20 protein-coding genes are annotated in these 21,776 nt (G+C 66.9%); 12 read left to right on the top strand and 8 right to left on the bottom strand.

Annotated elements, in window-relative coordinates:
• The first annotated feature begins 92 nt into the window (after window positions 1-92).
• From MHN80_RS13150 to MHN80_RS13130, 5 genes are read left to right on the top strand one after another with little or no spacing between them, the layout of a single operon-like run.
• Window positions 93-1,013, top strand: coding sequence for an ABC transporter substrate-binding protein (locus MHN80_RS13150; RefSeq protein WP_239402136.1), 921 nt, complete (start codon window positions 93-95; stop codon window positions 1,011-1,013).
• On the top strand, window positions 1,013-2,077 hold the full coding sequence (locus tag MHN80_RS13145) for an iron chelate uptake ABC transporter family permease subunit (RefSeq protein ID WP_239402134.1): 1,065 nt from the start codon (window positions 1,013-1,015) through the stop codon (window positions 2,075-2,077). The genes MHN80_RS13150 and MHN80_RS13145 overlap by 1 nt, the downstream gene beginning before the upstream one ends.
• Window positions 2,074-3,129, top strand: coding sequence for an iron chelate uptake ABC transporter family permease subunit (locus tag MHN80_RS13140; RefSeq protein WP_239402132.1), 1,056 nt, complete (start codon window positions 2,074-2,076; stop codon window positions 3,127-3,129). Before MHN80_RS13145 ends, MHN80_RS13140 begins: the two co-directional genes overlap by 4 nt.
• A 52-nt stretch (window positions 3,130-3,181) precedes the next feature.
• A complete protein-coding gene (locus tag MHN80_RS13135) occupies window positions 3,182-3,991 on the top strand; it encodes an ABC transporter ATP-binding protein (RefSeq protein WP_239402130.1) in 810 nt (269 codons plus the stop codon).
• Window positions 3,988-4,854: a siderophore-interacting protein gene (locus MHN80_RS13130; RefSeq protein WP_239402129.1), complete on the top strand. Its 867-nt coding sequence runs from the start codon at window positions 3,988-3,990 to the stop codon at window positions 4,852-4,854. The genes MHN80_RS13135 and MHN80_RS13130 overlap by 4 nt, the downstream gene beginning before the upstream one ends.
• 42 nt (window positions 4,855-4,896) lie before the next feature.
• Here MHN80_RS13130 and MHN80_RS13125 read toward each other — a convergent pair whose 3' ends face one another.
• Entirely contained in the window at window positions 4,897-5,457 is a 561-nt protein-coding gene (locus tag MHN80_RS13125) for a peroxidase-related enzyme (RefSeq protein ID WP_239402128.1), read from the bottom strand.
• A gap of 217 nt (window positions 5,458-5,674) precedes the next feature.
• Here MHN80_RS13125 and MHN80_RS13120 point away from each other — a divergent pair, with 217 nt between their 5' ends.
• Complete coding sequence (locus tag MHN80_RS13120; protein WP_239402127.1) at window positions 5,675-6,118, top strand: MmpS family transport accessory protein; 444 nt, start codon at window positions 5,675-5,677, stop codon at window positions 6,116-6,118.
• Window positions 6,119-6,145: 27 nt separating this feature from the next.
• On the top strand, window positions 6,146-9,097 hold the full coding sequence (locus MHN80_RS13115; RefSeq protein WP_239402198.1) for an RND family transporter: 2,952 nt from the start codon (window positions 6,146-6,148) through the stop codon (window positions 9,095-9,097).
• 22 nt (window positions 9,098-9,119) lie between these two features.
• On the opposite strand, the gene MHN80_RS13110 is transcribed toward MHN80_RS13115, so the two are convergent.
• Window positions 9,120-9,266 carry a hypothetical protein gene (locus MHN80_RS13110; protein ID WP_239402125.1) on the bottom strand — a complete coding sequence of 49 codons (147 nt, stop codon included), beginning with the start codon at window positions 9,264-9,266 and terminating at the stop codon, window positions 9,120-9,122.
• A gap of 93 nt (window positions 9,267-9,359) precedes the next feature.
• On the opposite strand from MHN80_RS13110, the gene MHN80_RS25810 reads away from it, so the two are divergent.
• The 3 genes from MHN80_RS25810 to MHN80_RS13095 all read left to right on the top strand — a co-directional run bounded on the left by MHN80_RS25810 (window position 9,360) and on the right by MHN80_RS13095 (window position 11,549).
• Window positions 9,360-10,226, top strand: a complete 867-nt coding sequence (locus MHN80_RS25810) for a MerR family transcriptional regulator (RefSeq protein WP_239402123.1) — start codon at window positions 9,360-9,362, stop codon at window positions 10,224-10,226.
• Between the two features lie 83 nt (window positions 10,227-10,309).
• On the top strand, window positions 10,310-10,627 hold the full coding sequence (locus MHN80_RS13100; protein WP_004021827.1) for a hypothetical protein: 318 nt from the start codon (window positions 10,310-10,312) through the stop codon (window positions 10,625-10,627).
• Window positions 10,628-10,649: 22 nt separating this feature from the next.
• The gene (locus MHN80_RS13095) at window positions 10,650-11,549 is read left to right on the top strand and encodes an arginase family protein (RefSeq protein ID WP_239402121.1); all 900 of its coding nucleotides are present in this window, start codon (window positions 10,650-10,652) and stop codon (window positions 11,547-11,549) included.
• Between the two features lie 27 nt (window positions 11,550-11,576).
• Here MHN80_RS13095 and MHN80_RS13090 read toward each other — a convergent pair whose 3' ends face one another.
• Window positions 11,577-13,160 (bottom strand): NAD(P)/FAD-dependent oxidoreductase, encoded by a 1,584-nt coding sequence (locus tag MHN80_RS13090; RefSeq protein ID WP_239402120.1) that lies wholly within the window; start codon window positions 13,158-13,160, stop codon window positions 11,577-11,579.
• Between the two features lie 61 nt (window positions 13,161-13,221).
• Between MHN80_RS13090 and MHN80_RS13085 the strand changes: the two genes are divergently transcribed.
• Window positions 13,222-14,052: an aldo/keto reductase gene (locus MHN80_RS13085; protein WP_239402118.1), complete on the top strand. Its 831-nt coding sequence runs from the start codon at window positions 13,222-13,224 to the stop codon at window positions 14,050-14,052.
• 90 nt (window positions 14,053-14,142) lie between these two features.
• Here MHN80_RS13085 and MHN80_RS13080 read toward each other — a convergent pair whose 3' ends face one another.
• The 5 genes from MHN80_RS13080 to MHN80_RS13060 form a co-directional block, all read right to left on the bottom strand.
• Entirely contained in the window at window positions 14,143-14,655 is a 513-nt protein-coding gene (locus MHN80_RS13080; protein ID WP_239402116.1) for a GtrA family protein, read from the bottom strand.
• Between the two features lie 143 nt (window positions 14,656-14,798).
• On the bottom strand, window positions 14,799-17,426 hold the full coding sequence (locus tag MHN80_RS13075; RefSeq protein ID WP_239402114.1) for a dipeptide ABC transporter ATP-binding protein: 2,628 nt from the start codon (window positions 17,424-17,426) through the stop codon (window positions 14,799-14,801).
• Window positions 17,423-18,388, bottom strand: a complete 966-nt coding sequence (locus MHN80_RS13070; protein WP_239402112.1) for an ABC transporter permease — start codon at window positions 18,386-18,388, stop codon at window positions 17,423-17,425. Before MHN80_RS13070 ends, MHN80_RS13075 begins: the two co-directional genes overlap by 4 nt.
• Before the next feature lies 1 nt (window position 18,389).
• Window positions 18,390-19,964: an ABC transporter substrate-binding protein gene (locus MHN80_RS13065; protein ID WP_239402110.1), complete on the bottom strand. Its 1,575-nt coding sequence runs from the start codon at window positions 19,962-19,964 to the stop codon at window positions 18,390-18,392.
• A gap of 151 nt (window positions 19,965-20,115) precedes the next feature.
• Window positions 20,116-20,994: a TIGR03619 family F420-dependent LLM class oxidoreductase gene (locus MHN80_RS13060; protein ID WP_101820724.1), complete on the bottom strand. Its 879-nt coding sequence runs from the start codon at window positions 20,992-20,994 to the stop codon at window positions 20,116-20,118.
• A 143-nt stretch (window positions 20,995-21,137) separates the two neighbouring features.
• Between MHN80_RS13060 and MHN80_RS13055 the strand changes: the two genes are divergently transcribed.
• Entirely contained in the window at window positions 21,138-21,776 is a 639-nt protein-coding gene (locus MHN80_RS13055) for a TetR/AcrR family transcriptional regulator (protein ID WP_239402108.1), read from the top strand.

Below are 21,776 nucleotides of genomic sequence, written 5' to 3'. Positions count from 1 at the left end.
CACGATCCGTTAGGTTAGGATGCGCTAACTGGCAGGGTCGGGGTTGACCGGTGCCGCTCTCGGCAGCGCCGATTCGTGAAAGGGCTTGTTGCATGCGTGCGTCCGTGGTTCGACGTGGAGTGGTGCTGGCGGCGGCGATCGTCGTGGGATTGGCGGGGTGCTCGTCTCAGTCGGACGGCGAGGACGACTCGGCTGCCGGTGGCGGAACACAGAGTGTGGAGCATGCCCGCGGCACGGCAGACGTTCCGACGAATCCGCAGCGGGTCGTCGTGCTCGAGCCGGTGGAACTGGATACCGCGGTCGCGCTCGGGGTGACGCCGGTGGGCGCCGCGGTGGCCAGCAACGTGGCGGGGATTCCGAAGTATCTGGGCGTCGATGGGGTGGAGCCGGTCGGAACGGTGCCGGAACCCGATCTGGAATCGATCGCCGCCTTGAAGCCGGACCTGATCCTGGGTACCGAGTCTCGTCATTCCAAGCTGTACGACCAGCTCGAGTCGATCGCGCCGACGGTCTTCATGGCGTCGCAGGCGGACCCCTGGCAGGAGAACGTCCTCCTGGTCGGGCAGGCGTTGGGCCGCAAGGACAAAGCGCAAGAAATGCTGAACGGCTTCAACGAGCGGTGCGCCCAGATCAAGGACACCTATGACGTCGAGGGCGAGACAGCGAATCTGATCCGGCCGCGCGACGAGACGACACTGAGCCTGTACGGACCGATCAGCTTCGCCGGCGGGACCCTGCAGTGTGTGGGGTACACGATCCCCGACCGCGAATGGGAAGACGGTCTGCAGGCGGACATCTCGCCGGAGAACATCCGGCAGGCGGTGGCCGACGACGTGTTCATCACGACGAGAGATGTCGACGACCCGTCGACGATCCCTGCTGCCATCACCCAGAACCGGGCTGCGTTTCCGTCGGTGACATTGGTGGACACCAGCTATTGGATCTCGGGAGTCGGGCTCAAGGGCGGCGCACTTGTTCTCGACGACATCGAGCGGTTCCTCCAGAAACCCTGATGTCGTCGTTGATCGACGCACCCGCCGGCACCGGCAGCGAGAACGCGGCGTCCGAACGGATGCTGCGGGCCTTGCCGACGCCGATCGGCCTGGTGGGTGTGGCGCTGCTTCTCATTGTCGCGGTGGCGATGTCGCTGATGATCGGGTCGAACTCGATCACACCGGCAGCGGTGCTCGAGGTTCTCCGGGGTGGCGGTTCGCCCGAGGCGCGGTACGTGGTCATGGAGCTGCGGATCCCGCGTACGGCCGTCGGCCTGGTGGTGGGGGCGGCACTTGGCGCCGCCGGCGCGTTGATCCAGGCGTTCACCCGTAATCCGCTCGCCGACCCGGGCATCCTGGGAGTCAACGCGGGCGCTGCGTTCGCGGTTGCGGTCGGAGTGGCGTTCTTCGGGTTGCAGAGCATTCTCACCTCGGTCTGGCTGGCGCTTCTGGGGGCGCTGGTGGTCACGCTCGGGGTGTATGTCATCGGTTCGTCGGGCCGCGGTTCGGCCGACCCGGTGCGCCTCACCCTGGCCGGCGTGGCGCTGGGCGCGGTGTTCTCCGGCATGACCACGGGTATGACGCTGAGCAATCCGGATGCCTTCGAGCACATGCGTTCGTGGAATGCGGGCTCGCTGGTCGGTCGCGGGCTGGATGTGCTGGCCCCGACCGTGCCGCTCGTCGCGGTCGCCTTGCTCGCGGCGTTCGTGCTGGCCGCCGGGTTGAATGCGCTCGCGCTGGGCGAGGATGTCGCGCGGGCGCAGGGGGCGAACGTGCGCGCCCTCCGCATCGGCGTCATCGCGTCGGTGACGGTTCTGGCAGGCACCGCTACCGCGCTCGCCGGGCCGATCGCCTTTGTGGGACTGATGGTTCCGCATGTGGCGCGGTGGTTGTTCGGGGTGGACCAGCGCAGGATCCTGGCGGCGTCGGTAGTCCTGGCGCCGGTGCTCGTCCTCCTCTCCGACGTGCTGGGGCGAATCCTCATCTCGCCGGCGGAGATTCCGGTCGGCATCGTCACGGCGTTCGTCGGGGCGCCGGTACTGATCCTGTTGGTTCGGCGGCAGAAAGCGAGCACGCTGTCATGACCGGCACCGGGTTGATCGACGTCGGTTACCGACGGCGGGTGATCGGCGTCGGTCCGTACGCGGTGCCGGTGCGGGCGCGCAGCGTGGCCGTGGGTGTCGGCCTCGGTCTCGCCGTCGTCGTCCTCGGTGTCGTGGCACTCGGGCTGGGAACCTATCCGTTGTCGCCACTTGCCGTCGTCGAGACCCTGCTGGGCGGGGGCGACGCGCTCGATCGCACCGTGGTCTTCGAATGGCGACTGGCACGCACCCTTGCCGCGATCATTCTCGGCGCACTACTGGCGGTGGCCGGTGCGATCTTCCAGACGGTGACCCGGAACCCGCTGGCCAGTCCGGACATCCTGGGTCTGTCCAACGGGGCGTTCACCGGCATGCTCGTCACCGTTGTGGTGTTCTCGGCGAGCTGGTCGCAGATCGCAGCCGGAGCGGTCGTCGGTGGTGTGGTGACCGCCGCAGTCATCTGGATGCTCGCCTACAAGGGCGGATTGCAGGGTTTCCGCCTCATCGTCACCGGCATCGGGGTGGCGGCGATGCTGGCGTCGCTCAACACGTGGATGCTCCTCGAGGTCGAGCTGGACACCGCGATGTTCGCCTCCGCCTGGGGCGCGGGTAGCCTGAACGGTGTCACCGCAACGCCTTTGATCGGTGCCGTAGGCGTGGCGATCGTCCCGGTGATGGTGCTGGCGGTCCTGACGCCGCGGCTGCGGCAGCTCGACCTCGGTGACGACGTCGCCGCGGCCACCGGTGCCCGCCCCGCTCTCGTTCGCACAGTGGTACTGCTCAGCGCCGTCACACTCGTGTCCGCGGCGACCGCGGTCATCGGGCCGGTCGCCTTCATCGCCCTCGCGGCCCCGCAGATCGCACGACGACTGTCCGCGACTCCGTATCTGTCGCTGACGGTATCGGCGCTCGTGGGGGCACTGTTGCTGTTGGCGTCCGATGTGATCGCCCAGCACGTTCTGCCCGTGACGCTGCCCGTCGGCGTGGTCACCGTCTCGGTGGGAGGCATCTACCTCGTCGCCATGATCATCCAGGAGATCCGTCGTCGTGCCTGATAAACACTCACCCACATCCGGTAACCGGCCCCGCACGTCGACGGAGGGCTCCGTGCGGTTGCGCGCCGACGACGTGACCCTCGGCTACGACGGCAAGACCATCATCGCCGGGCTGAGTGCGTCGATCCCGGACCGGTCGTTCACCGTGATCATCGGCCCGAACGCGTGTGGCAAATCCACACTTCTCCGTGGCCTGTCACGACTTCTCGCGCCCACGTCCGGGCAGGTGATCCTCGACGGCAAGGCGATCTCGAGCCGGCCGGCGAAAGACGTGGCGCGGCGCCTCGGTCTGCTCCCACAGTCCGCGATCGCGCCGGACGGGATCACCGTCGCCGATCTCGTTGCGCGGGGGCGATATCCGCACCAGGGTCTGCTGCGGCAGTGGAGCAGTGCCGATGAGCAGGCGGTCCTCGACGCGCTCGAGGCCACGGGGACTGTCGATCTCGCCCCGCGACGCGTCGACGAGCTCTCCGGCGGGCAACGCCAACGCATCTGGGTGGCCATGGTGTTGGCGCAGGAGACCGATCTTCTCCTCCTGGATGAGCCGACAACATTTCTCGACATCGCCCACCAGGTGGAGCTCATGGAGTTGTTCGCGCATCTCAATCGCCAGGGACGTACCGTCATCGCGGTCCTGCACGACCTCAATCACGCAGCCCGGTACGCCGATCACATCATCGCCATGCGGGAGGGTGAGATCCTCGCGGCAGGCCCACCCGCGGAGGTGGTCACCAGCCAACGGGTCGAAGAAATCTATGACCTGCCCAATGTCGTCGTCGCCGATCCCATCACCGGCGGGCCCCTCGTCGTACCCCGTCCGATGCCCGTCGGATCCATCGCGCACGAGGAGGCAGCACAATGACGCAGTCGATCGAATCGACCCGACCGTGGGAGTACAGCGCGTTCCCGGTGACAGTCTCTGGCACACAAAGGATCTCGCCGGCCTTCATCCGCGTCACCCTGCTCGACCCGTCGCTGGGGAATTTCGCTCCCTGGGGCCTCGACCAACGCATCAAGCTCGTCCTGCCCATGGTCGACGGCACCGAACCCGACTTCGGACTCCTCGAGGACCCGACCCCGCACCCGAAGCAGTGGTACACCCGTTGGAAGGAGCTCCCGGCGGACCGCAGGAACGAGCTGCGGACTTACACCCCGTCGGCGATCCGTCCCGACCAGGGTGAGATCGATGTCGACGTGTTCGTCCACGAGCCGGCCGGGCCGGCTTCGCGGTGGGCTCTGACCTGTTCGGCCGGCGACCGTCTCGTGATCACCGGGCCGGACGTCCGGGTCGGGCGCACCGGTTATGGAATTCACTACCAGCCACCTCACGCACCTGATCGGTTGCTCCTGATCGGTGATGAATCCGCGATGCCGGCGATCGGCAACATCATTGCCGCCACGCCGCCCACCACCCGCACGGATGTGTTGCTCGAACTCGCCGACCCACTCGACGACATCGTCGGCGCGGGTCATCCGCACGCTCGGATACAGCACGTCACCCGCGGGCCCGACACGGGCCGACGGCTCGAAGAAGCGGTGCGGGACTGGGGTGCTCGGCATGCCGGCGACTTCCGGGACACGCTCCCGGCCGCCTACGCCTGGATCGCCGGTGAATCGACCACGACGACCCGGATTCGTCGGTACCTCACACACGAACTCGGCATGGACAAGAACCACGTCGCGTTCCTCGGATACTGGAAACTCGGTGGGCCGCTGGTCGGATGAGGGGCGGGGTCGAGAACCAGATCGCCTCGCCGACCCTCCGAGTCACCGCCCCATGGAGTAGAACTCGTCGTTGGGTGCGACCGCCGTCAGGTGTGCGAGACGGTTGGATGCGGCGAAGAACGCCGTGATCGCACCGATGTCCCAGATCTCGTCGTCGGTGAGCCCCGCTGACCGAGCCCGGGCCATGTCACTGTCCGCGAACAGTTCCGGTGTCCTGGTGAGGGCGAGACTGAGATCGACGATCGCGCGCTGTCGACCATCCAGGTTCGCGCCCGCCGGGTTGGTTGCGACGTGATCGGACAGGTGTGAGTCCTTGGACCGCACACGCAGAATGGCGCCGTGGGCGACGACGCAGTAGATGCACCGGTTCGCTCCGGACGAGGCGACCACGACCAGTTCGCGCTCGGCTTTCGACAGTGGCCCGGGTTGGTCCATCAGGACGTCGTGGTAGTCCAAGAAGGCTCGCAACTCGTTCGGTCGGTGTCCCAGTGCGCGGAAGATGTTGGGGACGAAGCCCGACTTCGACGCGATGGGTTCGATCCGTTCACGAAGGTCAGGTGGCAGGTCGGCAAGCTCGGTCAGGGGAAACCGACTCGTACTCATGGGCAACGCCTTCCGTCACAGGGGCAGACTCTGTTCGCTGCGCGACAAGCCAATGCTCGCGCCTGGTGACGTGACTCACCACCCCCGGAAGGAGGGGGCGAAACCTTGCCAACGACCGATGTCACATATAGAGTCCCTGCCACTGGCAGTCTGAGTGTGGTCAGACCCGGGAAAGTCCAGGTCGAACCGCACGAGGGCTGATGTCGATGGGGGTCCGATGAAGAAATCCGGTGCACGTGGCGGCTCGCTGTGGATCGTTCTGGTGGTCATTGCCGTGATGGCGGTGTCGGCGTTCTATGTGGGCAAACTGCGTTTGAGTGAGATCCCGGACCGGGCGATCGGGCACTCACCCCCGGCGCCGCAGGCGGGCGTCGTGCGCGACAAGTCGATCGAGTACGTGGTGACCGGCCCGGCGGGATCATCCGCGCGGGTGTCCTACATCGAGCCCAGCGGGCGGGTCGTCGACGACAAGGTGTCCGTTCCGTGGCGGGTGGTGCTCCGAACGCGGAAACTGACGACATCCGTCGGGGTCCTGACCCAGTCATCGGGCCGCGGAACGGTGTCATGTGCGGTGCGGGTCAACGGATTCGAGCGCGCGCGGCAAGCCGGCTCGGGCGCCGACGGCAGCACGGTCGCCAACTGTCTGGTTCCGGTGGCGTAGATGAGCACCGACGACGGGGAACGGCAGATGGCCACCACACGCGGACGGCTCGCGCGCCTTCGGCACGGGCTCTTCGCGGAGATCCGGCGACCCGTGCACCGCGAGGTGCTCCGTGACGGGGCATCGTCGCGTCCCCTGTTCGCGCGCTTCCTGTACGCCTGTTCGATCCCGGTCATCGCCATCTGGCTGCTCATCGCCGGTGGTCTCAACATCGTTGTACCGCAGCTGGAATCGACGGTCACCGAACACGCCCGGTCCTTCCTGCCCGACGAGGCGTCGTCGGTGCAGGCGCTGGTCAAGATGGGCGAGTACTTCGGCGGCGGGGGCAGCAACAACTTCGTCTACGTCCTGATGGAGGGTGACGAACCGCTGGGACCGGAAGCTCGCACCTACTACAACGAACTCCTGGCCGAGCTGACCGCGGACACCGAACACGTGAACTCCGCGATGGACCTGTGGTCGAATCCCGATCTCGCCCCGGCGGCGCAGAGTTCCGACGGTCATGTCGCCTATGTGCTGGTCAACCTCGCCGGCAACATGGGCACGGCGCTGGCCATGGAGTCGACCCAGTCCGCGCGCGACACGATCGCCGCGTCGACGCCGCCACCCGGCATCGACGTTCACGTCACCGGACCGTCGGCCGTCGTCAACGACGAGATGGTGGCCATCAACGACTCCATCATCCTGCTGGTGTCGGTGTGCGCGTTGCTGGTCGGCGCCGTGCTGCTGCTCGTCTACCGATCTGTGGTCACCGCGATGGTCCCCCTGTTGGGCGTGGGACTGGCCCTGGCGGTGGCCCGCGCGACCATCTCCTTCCTGGCCGAGAACGAGGTCATCAAGGTCTCGATCTTCGCCGCGGCGCTGTCGGCGGTGATCGTCCTGGGCGCAGGCACCAACTACGGGATCTTCCTGGTGGGCCGCTATCAAGAGGCCCGACGTAAGGGGCGCGACCGGGAGGACGCCTATTACGACGCGCTGGCCGGTGTGCAGCACATCGTCGTCGCGTCGGCGCTGACCGTCGCGGGTGCGATGGCCTGCCTGGCGGCAACCCGACTCGCCATGTTCAGCACGTCGGGATTGCCCTGCACCATAGCAATTCTCATCACCCTCGCCGCTGCACTCACCCTCGGGCCGGCGGTCCTTGCGGTCGCGACCCGACTGGGTTTCGTGGAACCCCGGGAGTCGGCCTCACCGCGACGCTGGCGCCGCATCGGCACCACCGTCGCACGCTGGCCGGGTCCGGTACTCGCGGCGGCGCTCGCCGTTCTCGCGGTCATGATCCTTCCGCTCGCCATGTACGCGCCGAGCTACAACGAACGCCGCGCGCAACCGGCGGACTCGCCCGCGAACGTGGGATTCGCTGCGGCAGACAGGCATCTACCGCCCAACATCATGGCGCCGAGTGTGCTCATCGTCGAATCCGACCACGACATGCGCAATTCGGCGGATCTGATCGCACTCGCGCAGATGACCGACGCGGTCGCCTCGATCGACGGTGTGAACGCCGTCCAGGGCATCACCCGCCCCCTCGGGCAGACCCTCGACCAGGGAACCCTCACCTCGCAGGCCGGGTACATCGGCAACCGCTTCGGGCAGATGACATCGCTTCTGCGCGATCGGATCACCGATCTCGACGCGATCGGCGCAACGGTCGACCGCCTGGACACCGCCATCGACGGCGTCGACGCCGCGCTGCGGCAAGGGGCGGCCGGCGCGGGGTCGCTGTCCGACGCCACCACGCAACTGCAGCAGACCAGCGACTCGACGCTGGCCAAGGTCGACGAACTCTCGGCGGGGATCGCACCGATGCGCGGGCTGGTCCGGTCGATCCCGCAGTGTGGGGATGTCGCCGCGTGCCGCACCGCCTTGACCGGGCTGTCTGTTCTCGACGATGTTCCCGCCCTCCGCGAATCGGTCCGGGATCTCGCCAACGGCACGCGGTCCCTGAGCGGCGCCTTGCCCACCGCCGCCGAGCAGATCCCGACGCTGCGCGCCACGGTCACACAGATCCGTGACCTGGTCGGGCCGTTGCGCACGACCCTGGGGGCTCTCCTCCCGCAGGTGGGTGAGATCACCGACTTCCTCGACGAGGTCAGTGGCGCGTACTCGGCGGGCAGTCCCGCTGCCGGCGGATTCTTCCTTCCGAGCCAGGCGTTGGAGAGCCCGCTCTTCCAGAGCGGTATCCCGTACTACTTCTCCGACGACGGCAAGGCGACGCGGATGATCGTCACCCCGCAGCGTGAGGGATTCAGCCGTGACGCGATGGACGTGAGCGAGCACGTCATCCCGACTGCCCTGGGCGCGATCAAGGACACGTCCCTGGCCGGATCCACCGTCAGCATCGGCGGCCCCGGCGGGACCCTGCTGAACATCGAGTCGTTTGCGCACGAGGACTTCATCGCCATCGTCGTCGCCGCCTTCGCCTTCGTGTTCTGCGTCGTCCTGTTCCTGCTGCGCAGTCTGGTGGCGGCGCTCGCCGTGATCGGGACCGTCGGCCTGTCGTACCTGTCGGCAATGGGGGTGTCGGTGTTCCTGTGGCAGGGCATCATCGGCAATCCACTGCACTGGTCGGTCGCGCCGATCGCGTTCACCTTCCTGGTGGCCGTCGGCGCCGACTACAACATGCTGCTGGTCAGCCGCTTTCGTGAGGAGTACGGGGCCGGCGGCGGCACCGGGTTGATTCGCGCCATGGTCGGCACGGGAAGTGTTGTCACGCAGGCAGGTCTGACGTTCGGGATCACGATGCTGGCCATGCTCGCCAGCTACGCACACAATGTCGCGCAGATCGGCACGACCGTCGCCATCGGACTCCTGATCGACACTCTCATCGTGCGGACCCTGGTCATGCCGGCGATCGCACGTCTCTCCGGCCGGTGGTTCTGGTGGCCGACGCCGTTCGTGTCGCTACCTGCGCGACGGACCCGCCTGGAACCCGAACTCGACGAGCAGATGAGTCCGACCGTCGCGCAACGGCTCTGACGGTCGTTCGGATCCCGACCCGCTACTGCACCGGTTCGATGCGTAGCGAGCTGATGTGGCCGCCGGCGTCGACCGTGAACCGGTTGGCCAGATCCACTCTGCCGCCGGGGAAGTCGCCTTCGATGCGCTGGATGGCGATGACGGCGTCGCCGTCGCGCTCGATACGCATCAGTGTGGCCGTGTACGTGAACGGGCGGCGACAGCCGCGCGCCACGAGGCGATCGCGGCACGCCCGTCGTAAGTGTGTCCGTCGTCGACGACGGTGGCGAACTCGGCGAACAGCGCGGAGATCTGGGTCGGATCTGTGCTCGGTGTCGCCTCGAGGTATGTCTCGACGGCCGGCGGTGACTTCAGCCGAGCCACCCGTCTCAGCGCGAAAGCGTTGCGGTTCTACCACCGCGTCGGTCTGCTCGAGCCGGCTCGCATCGATGCCGCCACTCAGTATCGCTACTACACACCCGAGCAGATCGACGACGCACGTGTGATCCACCACCTCCGGTCACTCGACATGCCGGTCGAGGAGGTGCGCAGTGCGCTGACAGCGCCCTCCGCAGCTGCCAAGAACGAGATCATCGCCGATCATCTGCGTCGGATGGAGCAACGTCTCGCGGAGACGCAGTCCGCGGTGGAATCGCTGCGCCGACTGTTGACGGACTCGGCGCCCACGTCGGCGCCGATCGAGCGCCGTGTGGTCCCGGCAGTATCGGTCCTCGTCATTCGCGACACGATCGACCTGGTCGATCTCGGCGGATGGTTCACCCAGGCCAACGACGACCTGGACGACGAGCTCGAGCGTTCGGCGCTCTCCGCTCAGGGGCCTCGGGGTGGCCTGTGGTCGACGGAGCTGTTCCTCGACGAGCGCGGCGACTGCGCCGTCTTCTGGCCGGTGTCACCGACAGCCGCCGCGACGGGCGGCGGACGCGTGCGACGGGAGGACCTGCCGCCGGTTCACATGGCTGTCGCCACCCACCACGGCGACGACGCGACCATCGGTGATGTCTACGCCGACCTCGGGGCCTACGTCAGCGAGCACGGGATCGGTGCGACCGGGCCGGTCAGGGAGACGTATGTCGACGGCATCCCGGGCCAGAGCGGGACAACCGAGATCGCGTGGCCGGTCCACAACTGACCCCGGTGACGACAGGCCGCGGGTTTCACGGCCTCCGTCGAGGGGCACGCGGTGGACACAACCCGACGACAGGAGCCCGGCACATGAGTCACAAGCCTCCCAAGGACGTCCAGGAAGCAGCCCAGCGCGCGGTTCGATGGATCGACGACGGCAAGGCGGGGAAGGGATTCACCGACACCGGCCGCCATCGGGCCCACCAGTTGGCCGAGGGCAAGGACGTCGACGACGAGCAGATCCGCAAGATGCGCAACTACTTCTCCCGCCACGAGGTGGACAAGGACGCCACCGGGTTCAGCAACGGCGAAGACGGTTTTCCCTCGGCCGGACGTGTGGCCTGGGATGCATGGGGTGGCGACCCCGGACGCCGATGGGCGAACTCGCAGAAGATCGAGGGGGAGTGACCCGGGCCGCCAGGAGAACTCGGTGAAGATCACGGTGTTGGGGGCGCCGAGTAGTGCCGGTGCCTACTGCGTGGGCGTCGAACGTGCGCCCACCGCATTGCGGGATGCCGGCCTCGTCGAGCAGCTGGCTGCCACTGGCGCGGAGGTCGTCGACGCGGGAGATCTCACGACCCGGTTGTGGTTTCCCGACCGGGAGAGCCCGTTCGCGCAGAACCTGGGTGACGAGACAGATGCACTCGAGGAACTCTCCGCAGCTGCTGCCGGCTTGCTCGCAGCCGGGCAGCGTCTGCTCGTGCTCGGCGGCAGCTGCACGGCTGCGGTCGGGATGTGTGCCGCGATGGCGCTGGGCGGCGAACGCCCCCGCATCGTCTACGTGGACCGGCATCTCGATCTCAACACCCCGCGCTCGACGGCGGAGGGCTCGCTGAGCTGGATGGGCATGGCGCACGCGTTGGCCGTCGAGGGGGCGGCGCCGGAGTTGGTCGGCCTCATCGACCGCACGCCGATGCTGCACCCGTCGGACCTGGTCTACCTCGGAGTGGATGTGACTCGGGAGACCACTCGGTGGGAACGCGATCAGGTTGCCGAGCTGGGACTCGCGATCGTCGATCAGCGAACGCTCTGCGACGACCCCGGAGATGCGGCCCGCACCGCCCGCAGCACTCTCGCCCCCGGTCCGTTCGTGGTGCACCTCGACGTCGACGTGCTCGACTTCCTGGACGCGCCGATCGCCGAGAACGTGAACGGACGCAACAGTGGCCCGACCATCGCGATCCTCGAACAGGCCCTGGTCACGCTGCTGCACGACCCTGACTGTCGGGGGATGTCGATCGGGCAGCTGGACCCCGCGCACGCCGCGGCGGATCGAACTGCGATACCGAGGCTCGTGTCGGCACTCGTGTCGGCACTGACCTTCACCTGAGCGGCCCGGGTCGGATCGGTGAGCCGGTCAGCCCAACGCGTCCACTCCCAGTACCGCGGCAGCGGCGTTGCGGCCCGGGATGCCGCTGACCCCGCCGCCGCGTCGAGCACCCGCCCCGCACAACAACACTCGCGGATGCGGGGTCTCGACGCCCCACCGGCCGACTTCGGCGGCGGTCTCGGCCCACGGCCACTGCAGTGCACCGTGGAAGATGTGCCCGCCGGGGAGACCGATGCTGTCTTCGAGGTCTTGCGGCGTCTTCACCTCGATGCACGGACGACCGTTCAGGTCATGCGCGATGACCGACTGAACGGGTTCTCCGAGTACGGAGTTCAACGACGCGAAGGTTGCACCGACGGCGTGTTCGACGGCACCGGGTTCGTCGAACACCTCGGGCGGCATGTGCAGACCGAAGAGGGTCAGCGTGTGCTTGCCGGCCAGCTCCGGTCCCAGGATCGACGGATCGGTGAGGGTGTGGCAGTAGATCTCGCAGGGTGGAAGATCCGGCACCTCACCACGATTCGCCTGCCGCCACGCATCGCGTAGTTGGGTTGCGGTCTGGTTGATGTGGAACGTTCCGGCGAAGGCCGCCGCCGGCGAGACCGACCCGTCGCGGAGTCGCGGCAACCGGTCGAGCAGCAGATTGATCTTGAGCTGTGCTCCCCGGACGTCGGGCTCGCAGGGGATCGGCACCCCGTCGAGAAACGTGTTGAAGACCTGCGGCGCGCACGCCGCATAGAGCATCGACCCGCGATAGGTCCCGTTCGTCGTCTCGACGGTGCCGTCGTCGGGATCGACACCGGTGATCTCGACTCCCGTCACGAAGTCGGCGCCCGCCGAGTTCGCCGCCTGATACAGCGCTCCCGACACCGCGCCCATGCCGCCGACCGGCACATCCCAGTCCCCGGTTCCGCCGCCGATGACGTGGTAGAGGAAGCAGATGTTCTGGCGCAGGGACGGATCGTCGAGGTCGGCGAAGGTGCCGATGAGTCCGTCGGTCGCGGCGATGCCGCGGACGAGATCGTCGTCGAAGTACTGGTGCAGGAGCGTGCCCAGCGGCAGCGTCGTGAGCGCTTCCCACAGTTCGGCGGTCGAGGTGTCGGTGGTGAGCCCGTCTCGGCCGACGACGAGGTCGTGCATCTCGGCCGCGGTGCGTAGGGGTTGGGTCATGGTCGGGAACACGCGGTCGGCGACCACGCCGAGCCGACGGTAGAACGACCGCCATGCGGTGAAGCCGACGTCGGACCCGGTCACCTCCCGGAACGTCGCGGCCGTCGCGTCGTCGTCGAGGGTGTCGACCAGGATTCCGCGCGCCGGGTCCGAGGGCACCGGTGTGTACGACGAATAGCGTCGGCGGACGAGCGAGATGTCGAGGTCGAGGTCGGCGATGACCGCGCGCGGCATCAGCGAGACCAGGTAGGAGTACCGCGACAACCGCGCGGACAGACCGGCGAACGGTGTCGCGGACACGGTGGCGCCGCCGACGTGGTCCGCTTTCTCCAGGACCAGCACGCGGCGTCCGGCGCGGGCGAGGTACGCGGCGGCGGTCAGGCCGTTGTGGCCCGCGCCGATCACGATGTCGTCATACGACGAGTCGTCTGCGATGCCCATCGGTCCAGCGTTCCAGATCGACACACGACGCAGGATGCGGTTGTCGACATATCCTGATGCGGTGGACATCCCCTCGGTCGAGCTCAGCAACGGAAACTCGATCCCCCTGGTGGGGCTCGGCACCTACAACATGCTCGGCCGGCCGTGTGTGAGCGCCGTTGGGTCGGCCATCAAATCCGGCTACCGCCTCCTCGACACCGCGCCGCGGTACAGCAACGAGCTGAGCGTCGGAATGGGCCTGCACGGCGCCGGTGTCCCCCGCGAGGACATCGTGGTGCAGACCAAGTTGGGTGGCGGCGACCAGGGTTTCGACGAGGCGATCAACGCCGCCAAGGAGAGCGCCCGGCGGCTGGGCGTCGCCCACATCGACGTCTACCTCATCCACTGGCCGTGCCCGAGCCTGGGCCGCACCGTCGACTCGTGGAAGGCCCTGCTGACGCTGGCCGACGAGGGATATGTCCGCACGCCGGGCGTGTCGAACTTCAAGCAGCATCACCTCCAGATGCTGTTCGACGAGACTGGGCGGTGGCCGGTGCTCAACCAGATCCAGTGCTCGCCGGTCCTGCCGCGCACCGAACTGCGAGAGTTCATGGCCGAGAAAGGCATTCACGCACAGGCATGGCATCCGACAGGCCGCAAGGAGGGGCTGCTCGCCGATCCGGTCATCCTCCGCATCGCGCGTAAGTACGGCAAGTCGCCCACCCAGATCGCGTTGCGGTGGTCGGTGCAGAACGGCATCAGCGTGGTTCCGAAGTCGTCGCACACCGGGCGGCAGCTCGAGAACGCCGACCTCTTCGATTTTGCTCTCGACGACGCCGATCTTGCCGAACTCGCCACCCTCGACCGCGGCGAACGTGCCGCCCGCGACTCCGACGTCGACGAGGAGTTCTGACCCGCTCGTCGACCGTGCGTCCGTTTTCGTCGACTGTGCGTCTGATTCCGTTGACCGTGCGTTCTGGACCGACGACTGTGCAGTCTCGGGTCAGCGGATCTTGAAGATGACCATCCGTTGGACGACGAAGTTGATGACCGTTGCCGTGCCTTGGGCGACGACGTAGGCCGCGAAGCTGTAGATCAGCGTCTCCTGCCATGCATGGGACAGGGCCGTGTAGATGCCGACGTTGACGAAGTAGGTCACCACATACAGGGCGACGACCGACACGAACCGCGCCATGCTCGGCTCGGCTCGGAAAGTCCATCGACGATTCAGCAGATACGCGACCGTGGTGCCGAGGATGAACCCCGCAGATTTGGCCGGCCAGAACGGCACGTCCAGGCCGTATTGCAGGAGGATCGTCAACCCGAAGTCCAGGAGCCCGGAGAATCCGCCTGTGATGACGAAGCGAATGAGCTGGGTCTGCAGGCTGACATTCGTCGATGCCTCTTCGTCGTCGAGCGGGAGCTCGATCGGCATCGGCGCATGCCGCGTGGCGAAGTCCTCGTGGCTCGGGTCTTCGTCATCGCGGACGTGATCACCAGGGTCGGGTCGAGACACGCTGACACCCTAGCCGACGATGTCCTGGCAACCGACCCGACGGGCGTGTGGTGGGGATCGGACGCCCAGTCGACGGAAACAGGCGCACAGTCGACGAGATCGGATGCACGATCGACGACAAACGACGCACGGTCGACGGGTCGTCACGCCCGCTGCGGCACTTCGGGCGGGATCGCCGCGAGCAGCTTGCGGGTGTAGTCGGTCGCCGGGTCGTGCAGGATCTCCGACGCCGGTCCGCTCTCGACGACCTTCCCCTCCTGCATCACCGCGACGGTGTCGCTGATCTGCTCGACGACGGCCAGGTCGTGCGCGATGAACAGGTAGGTGAGGTTCTTCTCGCGCTGCAGCTCGGCGAGCAGGTCCAGCACGCTGGCCTGCACGGAGACATCGAGCGACGCGGTCGACTCGTCGAGGATCAGGATCTCGGGGTCCGAGGCCAGCGCACGCGCGATGCTCACCCGCTGCCGCTGTCCGCCGGACATCTCGTGCGGATAGCGGTCGAGGAACGACGCGTCCAGGCTGACGTCGGCGAGCAGCTGCTCGGCGCGTTGCCGCATCCCGTTGCGGCTGTCGGCCAGGCCGTGCGTCCGCAACGGTTCGGCGATCGACGCGGCCACGGTCATGCGGGGGTCGAGTGATGCAGCCGGGTCCTGGAAGACCATCGCGACCCGACGCCGGAGCAGGGCCTCGTCGGAGCCACCGACTCCGACGGCCTCCACCTGTCGGCCGTCGACGGTGACCGCGACGCTGCCCCGGACCGTCGTCCCCTGACCGGAGGTGATGAGTCCGGTGATGACACCCGCGATGGTCGATTTGCCCGAACCCGACTCACCGACGATGCCCAGGGCGCGACCGCGGGCGACGTCGAGATCGACACCGTCGACGGCGTGCACCACCTGGCGTCCCGACGGTCCGCGGACCACGTAGTCGACGCCCAGCCCCGTGACACGTAGCAGGGGGTCGGCATCGATCCGCTTCTCGAGGGCCGGGGCGTCGCCGCGCTCCACGACCTTGCTCAGCAGCGGACGCGAATCGAGCAGCGTGCGAGTGTAATCGTCTTGCGGATCGTCGAACAGCGGTGAGACGTCGCTGCTCTCGACGATCCGCCCCTCGCGCATGACCATCACGCGGTCGGCGATCCGACCGATGACGCCGAGGTCGTGGCTGATCCACAGGACCGCCATTCCGCGTTCGCGCTGGAGTTCGGCGACGAGGTCGACGATCTGCGCCTGCGTGGTGACGTCGAGTGCGGTGGTGGCCTCGTCGGCGATGAGCAGCTCGGGGTCGCAGGCGAGCGCGATGGCGATCATCACGCGCTGCCGCTGGCCGCCGGACAACTGGTGGGGATAGGAACGCAGGCGGTTCTCGGGATCGGGGAGGTTCACGTCGCGCAGCAGCTTCAGCGCTCGCTCCCGCGCCTCGGCACGCGTGAGGCCGAGATGGCGGCGCGGGCCCTCGGTGAGCTGCTGCTCGACGGTGAGCAGGGGATTCAGACTCGACGACGGGTCCTGGAAGACGAATCCGACGCGCGAACCGTGCAGTGCCCGAAGTTTCGACGGTGTGGCGCCGACGATCTCGGTGTCACCGAGAACCGCCGAGCCGTGGACATAGGCGCTCGGCGCGTCGAACAGTCCGGTCGCCGACAGGACGCTCAGCGACTTGCCCGATCCGCTCTCCCCGACGATGCCGAGCGTCTCACCCGGTGCGACGGAGAAGCTTATGCCGTGCACGATCTCGCGCGGGCCGACACCGACGACGAGATCCTCGACGCGCAGGACCGAACCGTCGGATTCGCGGCGCTTCCCGGTCGAGGGTCTTGTCACCGTCGGCGACCTGCGCTCGTGCCCCCGGTTGCGCAACAGCGTGCGCTGACGCGGGTCGAGTACGTCGCGGACCCCATCGCCCACGAGGTTGAACGCGAAGACCGTCACCAGGATGGCCAGACCGGGAAAGACGCCCATCCACCACGCGGTGGTGATGAATCCCTGTGCGTCGAAGAGCATCCGGCCCCACGACGGGTCGGGCGGTTGAACACCGAGGCCGAGGAACGACAGTGCCGCCTCCGACAGGATGGCGAATGCCAGCGAGATCGAGGTCTGGACGATGACCGGTCCGGAGATGTTCGGCAGCACATGGCGTGCCAGGATCGCCGGCGTCCGCACACCCATCGTGCGTGCCGCCTGGACGTACTGGGTCTGCCTCACCCGCAACGTGTCCGCCCGGGCGACGCGGGCGAAGATCGGTATGTACACGACGCCGATCGCGATCATCGCCGAGGTGACGCCTGGCCCCAGGACGGCGACGATGGCCAGCGCCAGCAGCAGGACCGGGAACGAGAACACGACGTCGACGATGCGCATGAGCGCCGTGTCGAGGACACCACCCGCGAAACCCGCGACCATGCCGAGGATCACGCCGACCGTGAGGGAGATGGCGACCGCGATGACCGCCACCCGCATGCTCACCGATGCGGCGAGCACGACCCTCGAGAAGACGTCGCGCCCCAGGTCGTCGGTGCCGAACAGGTGCGACCAGCTCGGCGCCTGCAGCGCGTTCGGGACGTCGATCTCGTTGGCGCCGTAGGGAGCGATGAGTGGACCGAACACCGCACAGACCAGCACGACCGCGATGATGACGAGCCCGATCACCGATGTGCGATTGCGCAACAGCAGGCGCCAGGCCGAGTCGGTCGGCGCGCCGGAGCCCGATGCCCCGGTGGCCGACTCGTCGGCGGTGCCCGGCTCGGGAGGATCGGGTGAGGTGAGGGTCATGACAGTCGGATCCTGGGATCGATGACGGCATAGAGGATGTCGACGACGAGGTTGACGACCAGGAAGATCACCGCGATGAGCAGGATCGCACCTTGCAGCACCGGGTAATCGCGGGCGGCGACGGAGTCGTAGACCAGCAGGCCCAGCCCGGGCCAGGCGAACACGACCTCGACGACGATGACACCGCCCAGGAGGGCGGCGAACTGGATACCGGAGATCGTCAGGACGGGTACGAGCGCGTTGCGGCCGACGTGGTCGAGCATGACCTTACTGGTGCTCAGACCCTTGGACTCCGCGGTGGTGACGAACTGCGCGTTGACCACGTCGAGCACGGACGAGCGCACGTACCGGGTCATGATCGCCCCCGTGACCACCCCGACCGTGATCGCCGGGAGCACGAGGTGTTCCAACCATCCGAGCGGGTCGTCGGCGAAGGGTTGATACCCGGCGGAGGGCAGCCAACCGAGCGCGGTGGAGAACAGCCCGATCAGCAGGATGCCCATCCAGAAGTCGGGCACGGAGATCCCGAACTGACTCACGACGCGAATGACGTTGTCGGCCATACGCCCTTCGCGCAGTGCGGCCCAGAATCCCAGCGGGACGGCGATGAGCAGCGCGACGACGATCGCCGCGGTCGCCAGTGTGATGGTGGCGGGGAGCCTTTCGAACAGCATCGTCGTCACCGGTTCGCTGTTGCGGAAGCTGACTCCGAGATCGCCGGTGAAGGCGTTTCCGACGTAGTTGACCAGCTGTGTGGCCAGCGGCTGGTCGAGACCGGACGCGCTGCGCAGCGCCTCATACGATTCCGGGGTGTAGCGGGTGCCCAGGGCGATGCGCACCGGATCGCCGGGAACGATCTGCATCAGGAAGAACACCGCGACGATCACGCCGAGAAGCACTGCGACCGTGTAGAGCAGTCGCACGAGGATGAAGCGCAGCAGCGGTGACTGCAGGGCGGTCATCTCAGCTCCTCTCCAACCGGGCATCGCGGAACCGGATGGCCTTGTCGGGGCGGACGACGTATCCCTGCAGCTGTGTCACGAAGGCCTGTGTCGACGACGGGTTGTAGAGGTAGAGATAGCTGACGTCGTCGGCGATGATGCTCGCTGCGTCGGCATATGTCTGTTTGCGCGTCGCGACGTCGAGTTCGGTTCGGCCGCGGTCCAACAGCGCGTCGACCTCGGGGTTCGAGTACTTCTGTGAGTTCGAGGTGCCCTCGGAATGGTGTTGGGCGTAGTAGAAATCGTCCGGGTCGATGTTGCCCAGCCAACCGAGTAGCAGAGCGTCGAAGTCGCCTGCCGCCTGGCGGTCGAGCCATGCGCCGAAGTCGAGTTGCTCGATCTTGACCGTGATGCCCACGTCCTCCAGGTTCGAGGCGATCACCTGTGCGGCGGTCACCGTCTCGGGATACTCGGTGGTGACCATGAGCCGCATGTCGAGGCCGCGGATACCGGCCTGGCGCAACAGCTCTTTCGATTTCGCCACTGCGGCGTCGCGATCGAGGCCCGCGGTGTAGCGGTCATACGGGGCGAACCAGGGACTGGTCGACGGGATGGCGAGCTGATTCGGTGTCGCGGTCCCGTATCCCACGACCTGAGCGATGGACTCGCGATCGAGCGCGTAGGCCACGGCTTGCCGGACCCGGGTGTCACCGAACGGTTCGGCGTCGAAGTTCATCGTGACGTACCAGTAGTCGTTGGCGACCACGGTGCCCACGTCGAGTGTGTCGTCGCGGCGCAGAATGCTCAGCTGCTGAGCGGGAATGGCGTCGGTCCAGTCGATCTCACCGGACCGCAGTGCCGATACCGCGGTGGTGCCCTGCGAGATGAAGCTGAAGTGGACGCCGTCGACGGCGGGTGCGCCACCCCAGTAGTCGGGGTTGGCCGCGAGGACGATCGAGGCGCCGGGGGAGCGGGAGACGAAGCGGAACGGACCTGTTCCCACGGGTGTGGTGGCGATCTCGCCGGATTCGACGTTGCGGCGGTTCACGATGGCCAGGCCCTTGAACCCGCCGATGCTGGTGAGGAGATTGGGCGTGGGAGCGGTGACGGTGAACCTGACCCGGCGTTCGTCGAGCGCGGTGATCGAGGCGATGGCATCGAGTTTGTATGCGTTGGAGAGCTCTTCGTCAATGATCCGACGGAAGGAGTATTCGACGTCGGCCGCGGTGAGTGGGTCGCCGTTGTGGAACGTGACCCCGTCGCGCAGGGTGAAGTCCCAGTTCAACCCGTCGGCGTCGACCACCCAGCTCTCGGCCAGGGCAGGCCGCATCTGCAGTTGTTCGTCGGGTTCGACAAGTGTGTCGAAGACATTCTCGAGAACCTCGAAGGTGAAGTAGGAACTCGATTTCTGCGGATCGAGCTGATCGGGTTCACCAGCAATGGCCGCCTTGATCGTGTTGGCGGTGTCCGATGATCCACCACCGCATGCGGCCAGGACTGACGCGCCGAGGACCGTCGTGCCCGCGACACCGGCGACCCGGAAGAATCCGCGCCTGCTCAGCGACGACGACATCGACCCCGCGGCCGAATCGGTCATCGCTGTCCTCCCGCCCGAGGTGTTCACTCACCGGGGTGTGCGCTCTTGTCCGTTCGTGCAGTCTGCCCCAGGGTCGGGGGTGGTGCAACAACGGTGGCGGCGGCGCGTCGGGCCGGTGCGGTGCGTCGAGTCCGGTGGGCGGACTCCGTTTTCAGCCGTTGACCTTCGCGATCACGTTGTCCGCGTACCAGTTCAGGTGGTCGATCTTGGTCTGCAGCGGCTCGGTGTCCTCGCCCATGACGTAGGGGAGCCGGAAGCCGACGATCACGTCGGTGATCCCCTTGTCTTCCAGTCGCTTACAACCATCGACCGTATAGGCGTCCATCGAGATGACGTGGATCTCGAACGGGTCGTTGGTCTTGCCCTCGGCCTTGCGGATCTCGGCGATCCGGTCGAGGAGCGTGTCGAGTTCCTCGGGCGGCCCGCCACCGTGCATCCAGCCGTCACCCCGGATGACCGCACGACGCAGTGCGGCGTCGGCATGCCCGCCGACGAGCAGCGGGATGGGCTCGGTGGGCGCGGGGGTCATCTTGATCTTCGGGATGTCGTAGAACTCGCCGTGGAACTCGAAGTACTCGCCGGTGGTCAGTCCGCGGATGATGTCCATGCACTCGTCCATCCGCTTACCGCGACGCTTGAAGTCCACGCCCATGAAGTCGTAGTCCTCGGGCCACGGGCTGGTGCCCACACCCATCGCGAACCGGTTGTTCGTCAGATAGGCCACCGAGCTCGCCTGCTTGGCGACCAGTGCCGGCGGCCGGACCGGCAATTTCACCACGAAGGGCGTGAAACGGATGGTCGAGGTGACCGCACCGAGAGCAGCGGCCTGGATGAACGTCTCGATGAACGCCTTGCCGTCGAGGAACTCGCGGTTGCCGTCGGGGGTGTACGGATACTTCGCGTCCGACTCCTCGGGATAGGCGAGTGAGTCGGGAATGGTGAAACCGGCGTACCCGGCCGACTCCGCGGCCTGCGCGAGCGGCGCGTAGTACGACGGATCGGTCATGGCCTCGGCGAACGTGAACCGCATCATGCTCCTCGGGACGGCAAGTGGAACTGCCCTCACAGTAGAACACGTTCTAGTTACGTGGCATGGAGTTCGTCATTGTGGCAGGTGGGCGCCGCCCGGACGACACCCTTGCTGCAACTGACCGATCGGTCTAATATTTGTCCATGCGGTCAGGATCAACGACGGGTCGGACGTTCGCCGACGAGGCGAGGCGACGTCAGATCGTGGCGTGTGCGATCGAGTTGATTGCGGAGGTGGGGTATCCGACGGCGTCGTTGGCGAAGATCGCAGAACGCTCCGGAATTGCGAAAAGTGCTGTCCTGTATCACTTTCGTGGCAAAGACGAATTGGTTTCGGCGATCGTCGAAACAGTCTTCGAGGCGTCGGCCACGACAATGATTCCCCGCATCGTCGCGCAGACGAGCGCGACCGACCGTCTGCGCGCCTACATCGAGTCGAACGGCGAGTTCCTGGATGTCCACCGGCAAGAGGCCGTCGCGCTGTACGAGATCTCGGTCAGTTACCGGGACAAACGGGGTCTCCGGTTCGATCAGGCCGTGCAAGCATCCGTGGATGATGCCGGCGTCCCTCCGGAGCTCGCGCTGCTCGATCCGTTGTCCATCCTCGGCGACGGAATCCGAGACGGCGAATTCGACGCCACCGCAGCACCGGCGGTGGTGAAGAGCATCGTCCGCTCTTCTCTAGACGGCGTGGTCCGCGAACTGGCGCGTGACAGTGACTACGACGTCCTCGGTCACACGTCGGCACTGGCCTCGATCATCATCTCAGCGATCGGAAGATGA

Source organism: Gordonia sp. McavH-238-E (genome assembly GCF_022348225.1).
Taxonomy (GTDB): domain Bacteria; phylum Actinomycetota; class Actinomycetes; order Mycobacteriales; family Mycobacteriaceae; genus Gordonia; species Gordonia terrae.
The sequence above is the reverse complement of the archived record's forward strand: the minus strand, read 5'-3'. Positions and strand labels throughout refer to the sequence as shown.

Bases quoted from the DNA above. Each gene is read 5' to 3' on its own strand.
- MHN80_RS13125 (WP_239402128.1), bottom strand. From the start codon at position 5,457: ATGAGTACGAGTCGGTTTCCCCTGACCGAGCTTGCCGACCTGCCACCT.
- MHN80_RS13060 (WP_101820724.1), bottom strand. From the start codon at position 20,994: ATGCGGTTCACGTTCGCCGAGGCCATGACCGATCCGTCGTACTACGCG.
- MHN80_RS13070 (WP_239402112.1), bottom strand. From the start codon at position 18,388: ATGACCGCCCTGCAGTCACCGCTGCTGCGCTTCATCCTCGTGCGACTG.
- MHN80_RS13065 (WP_239402110.1), bottom strand. From the start codon at position 19,964: ATGACCGATTCGGCCGCGGGGTCGATGTCGTCGTCGCTGAGCAGGCGC.
- MHN80_RS13055 (WP_239402108.1), top strand. From the start codon at position 21,138: ATGCGGTCAGGATCAACGACGGGTCGGACGTTCGCCGACGAGGCGAGG.
- MHN80_RS13110 (WP_239402125.1), bottom strand. From the start codon at position 9,266: ATGCGTATCGAGCGCGACGGCGACGCCGTCATCGCCATCCAGCGCATC.
- MHN80_RS13100 (WP_004021827.1), top strand. From the start codon at position 10,310: ATGAGTCACAAGCCTCCCAAGGACGTCCAGGAAGCAGCCCAGCGCGCG.
- MHN80_RS13115 (WP_239402198.1), top strand. From the start codon at position 6,146: ATGGCCACCACACGCGGACGGCTCGCGCGCCTTCGGCACGGGCTCTTC.
- MHN80_RS13140 (WP_239402132.1), top strand. From the start codon at position 2,074: ATGACCGGCACCGGGTTGATCGACGTCGGTTACCGACGGCGGGTGATC.
- MHN80_RS13150 (WP_239402136.1), top strand. From the start codon at position 93: ATGCGTGCGTCCGTGGTTCGACGTGGAGTGGTGCTGGCGGCGGCGATC.
- MHN80_RS13120 (WP_239402127.1), top strand. From the start codon at position 5,675: ATGAAGAAATCCGGTGCACGTGGCGGCTCGCTGTGGATCGTTCTGGTG.
- MHN80_RS13145 (WP_239402134.1), top strand. From the start codon at position 1,013: ATGTCGTCGTTGATCGACGCACCCGCCGGCACCGGCAGCGAGAACGCG.
- MHN80_RS13090 (WP_239402120.1), bottom strand. From the start codon at position 13,160: ATGGGCATCGCAGACGACTCGTCGTATGACGACATCGTGATCGGCGCG.
- MHN80_RS13075 (WP_239402114.1), bottom strand. From the start codon at position 17,426: ATGACCCTCACCTCACCCGATCCTCCCGAGCCGGGCACCGCCGACGAG.
- MHN80_RS13130 (WP_239402129.1), top strand. From the start codon at position 3,988: ATGACGCAGTCGATCGAATCGACCCGACCGTGGGAGTACAGCGCGTTC.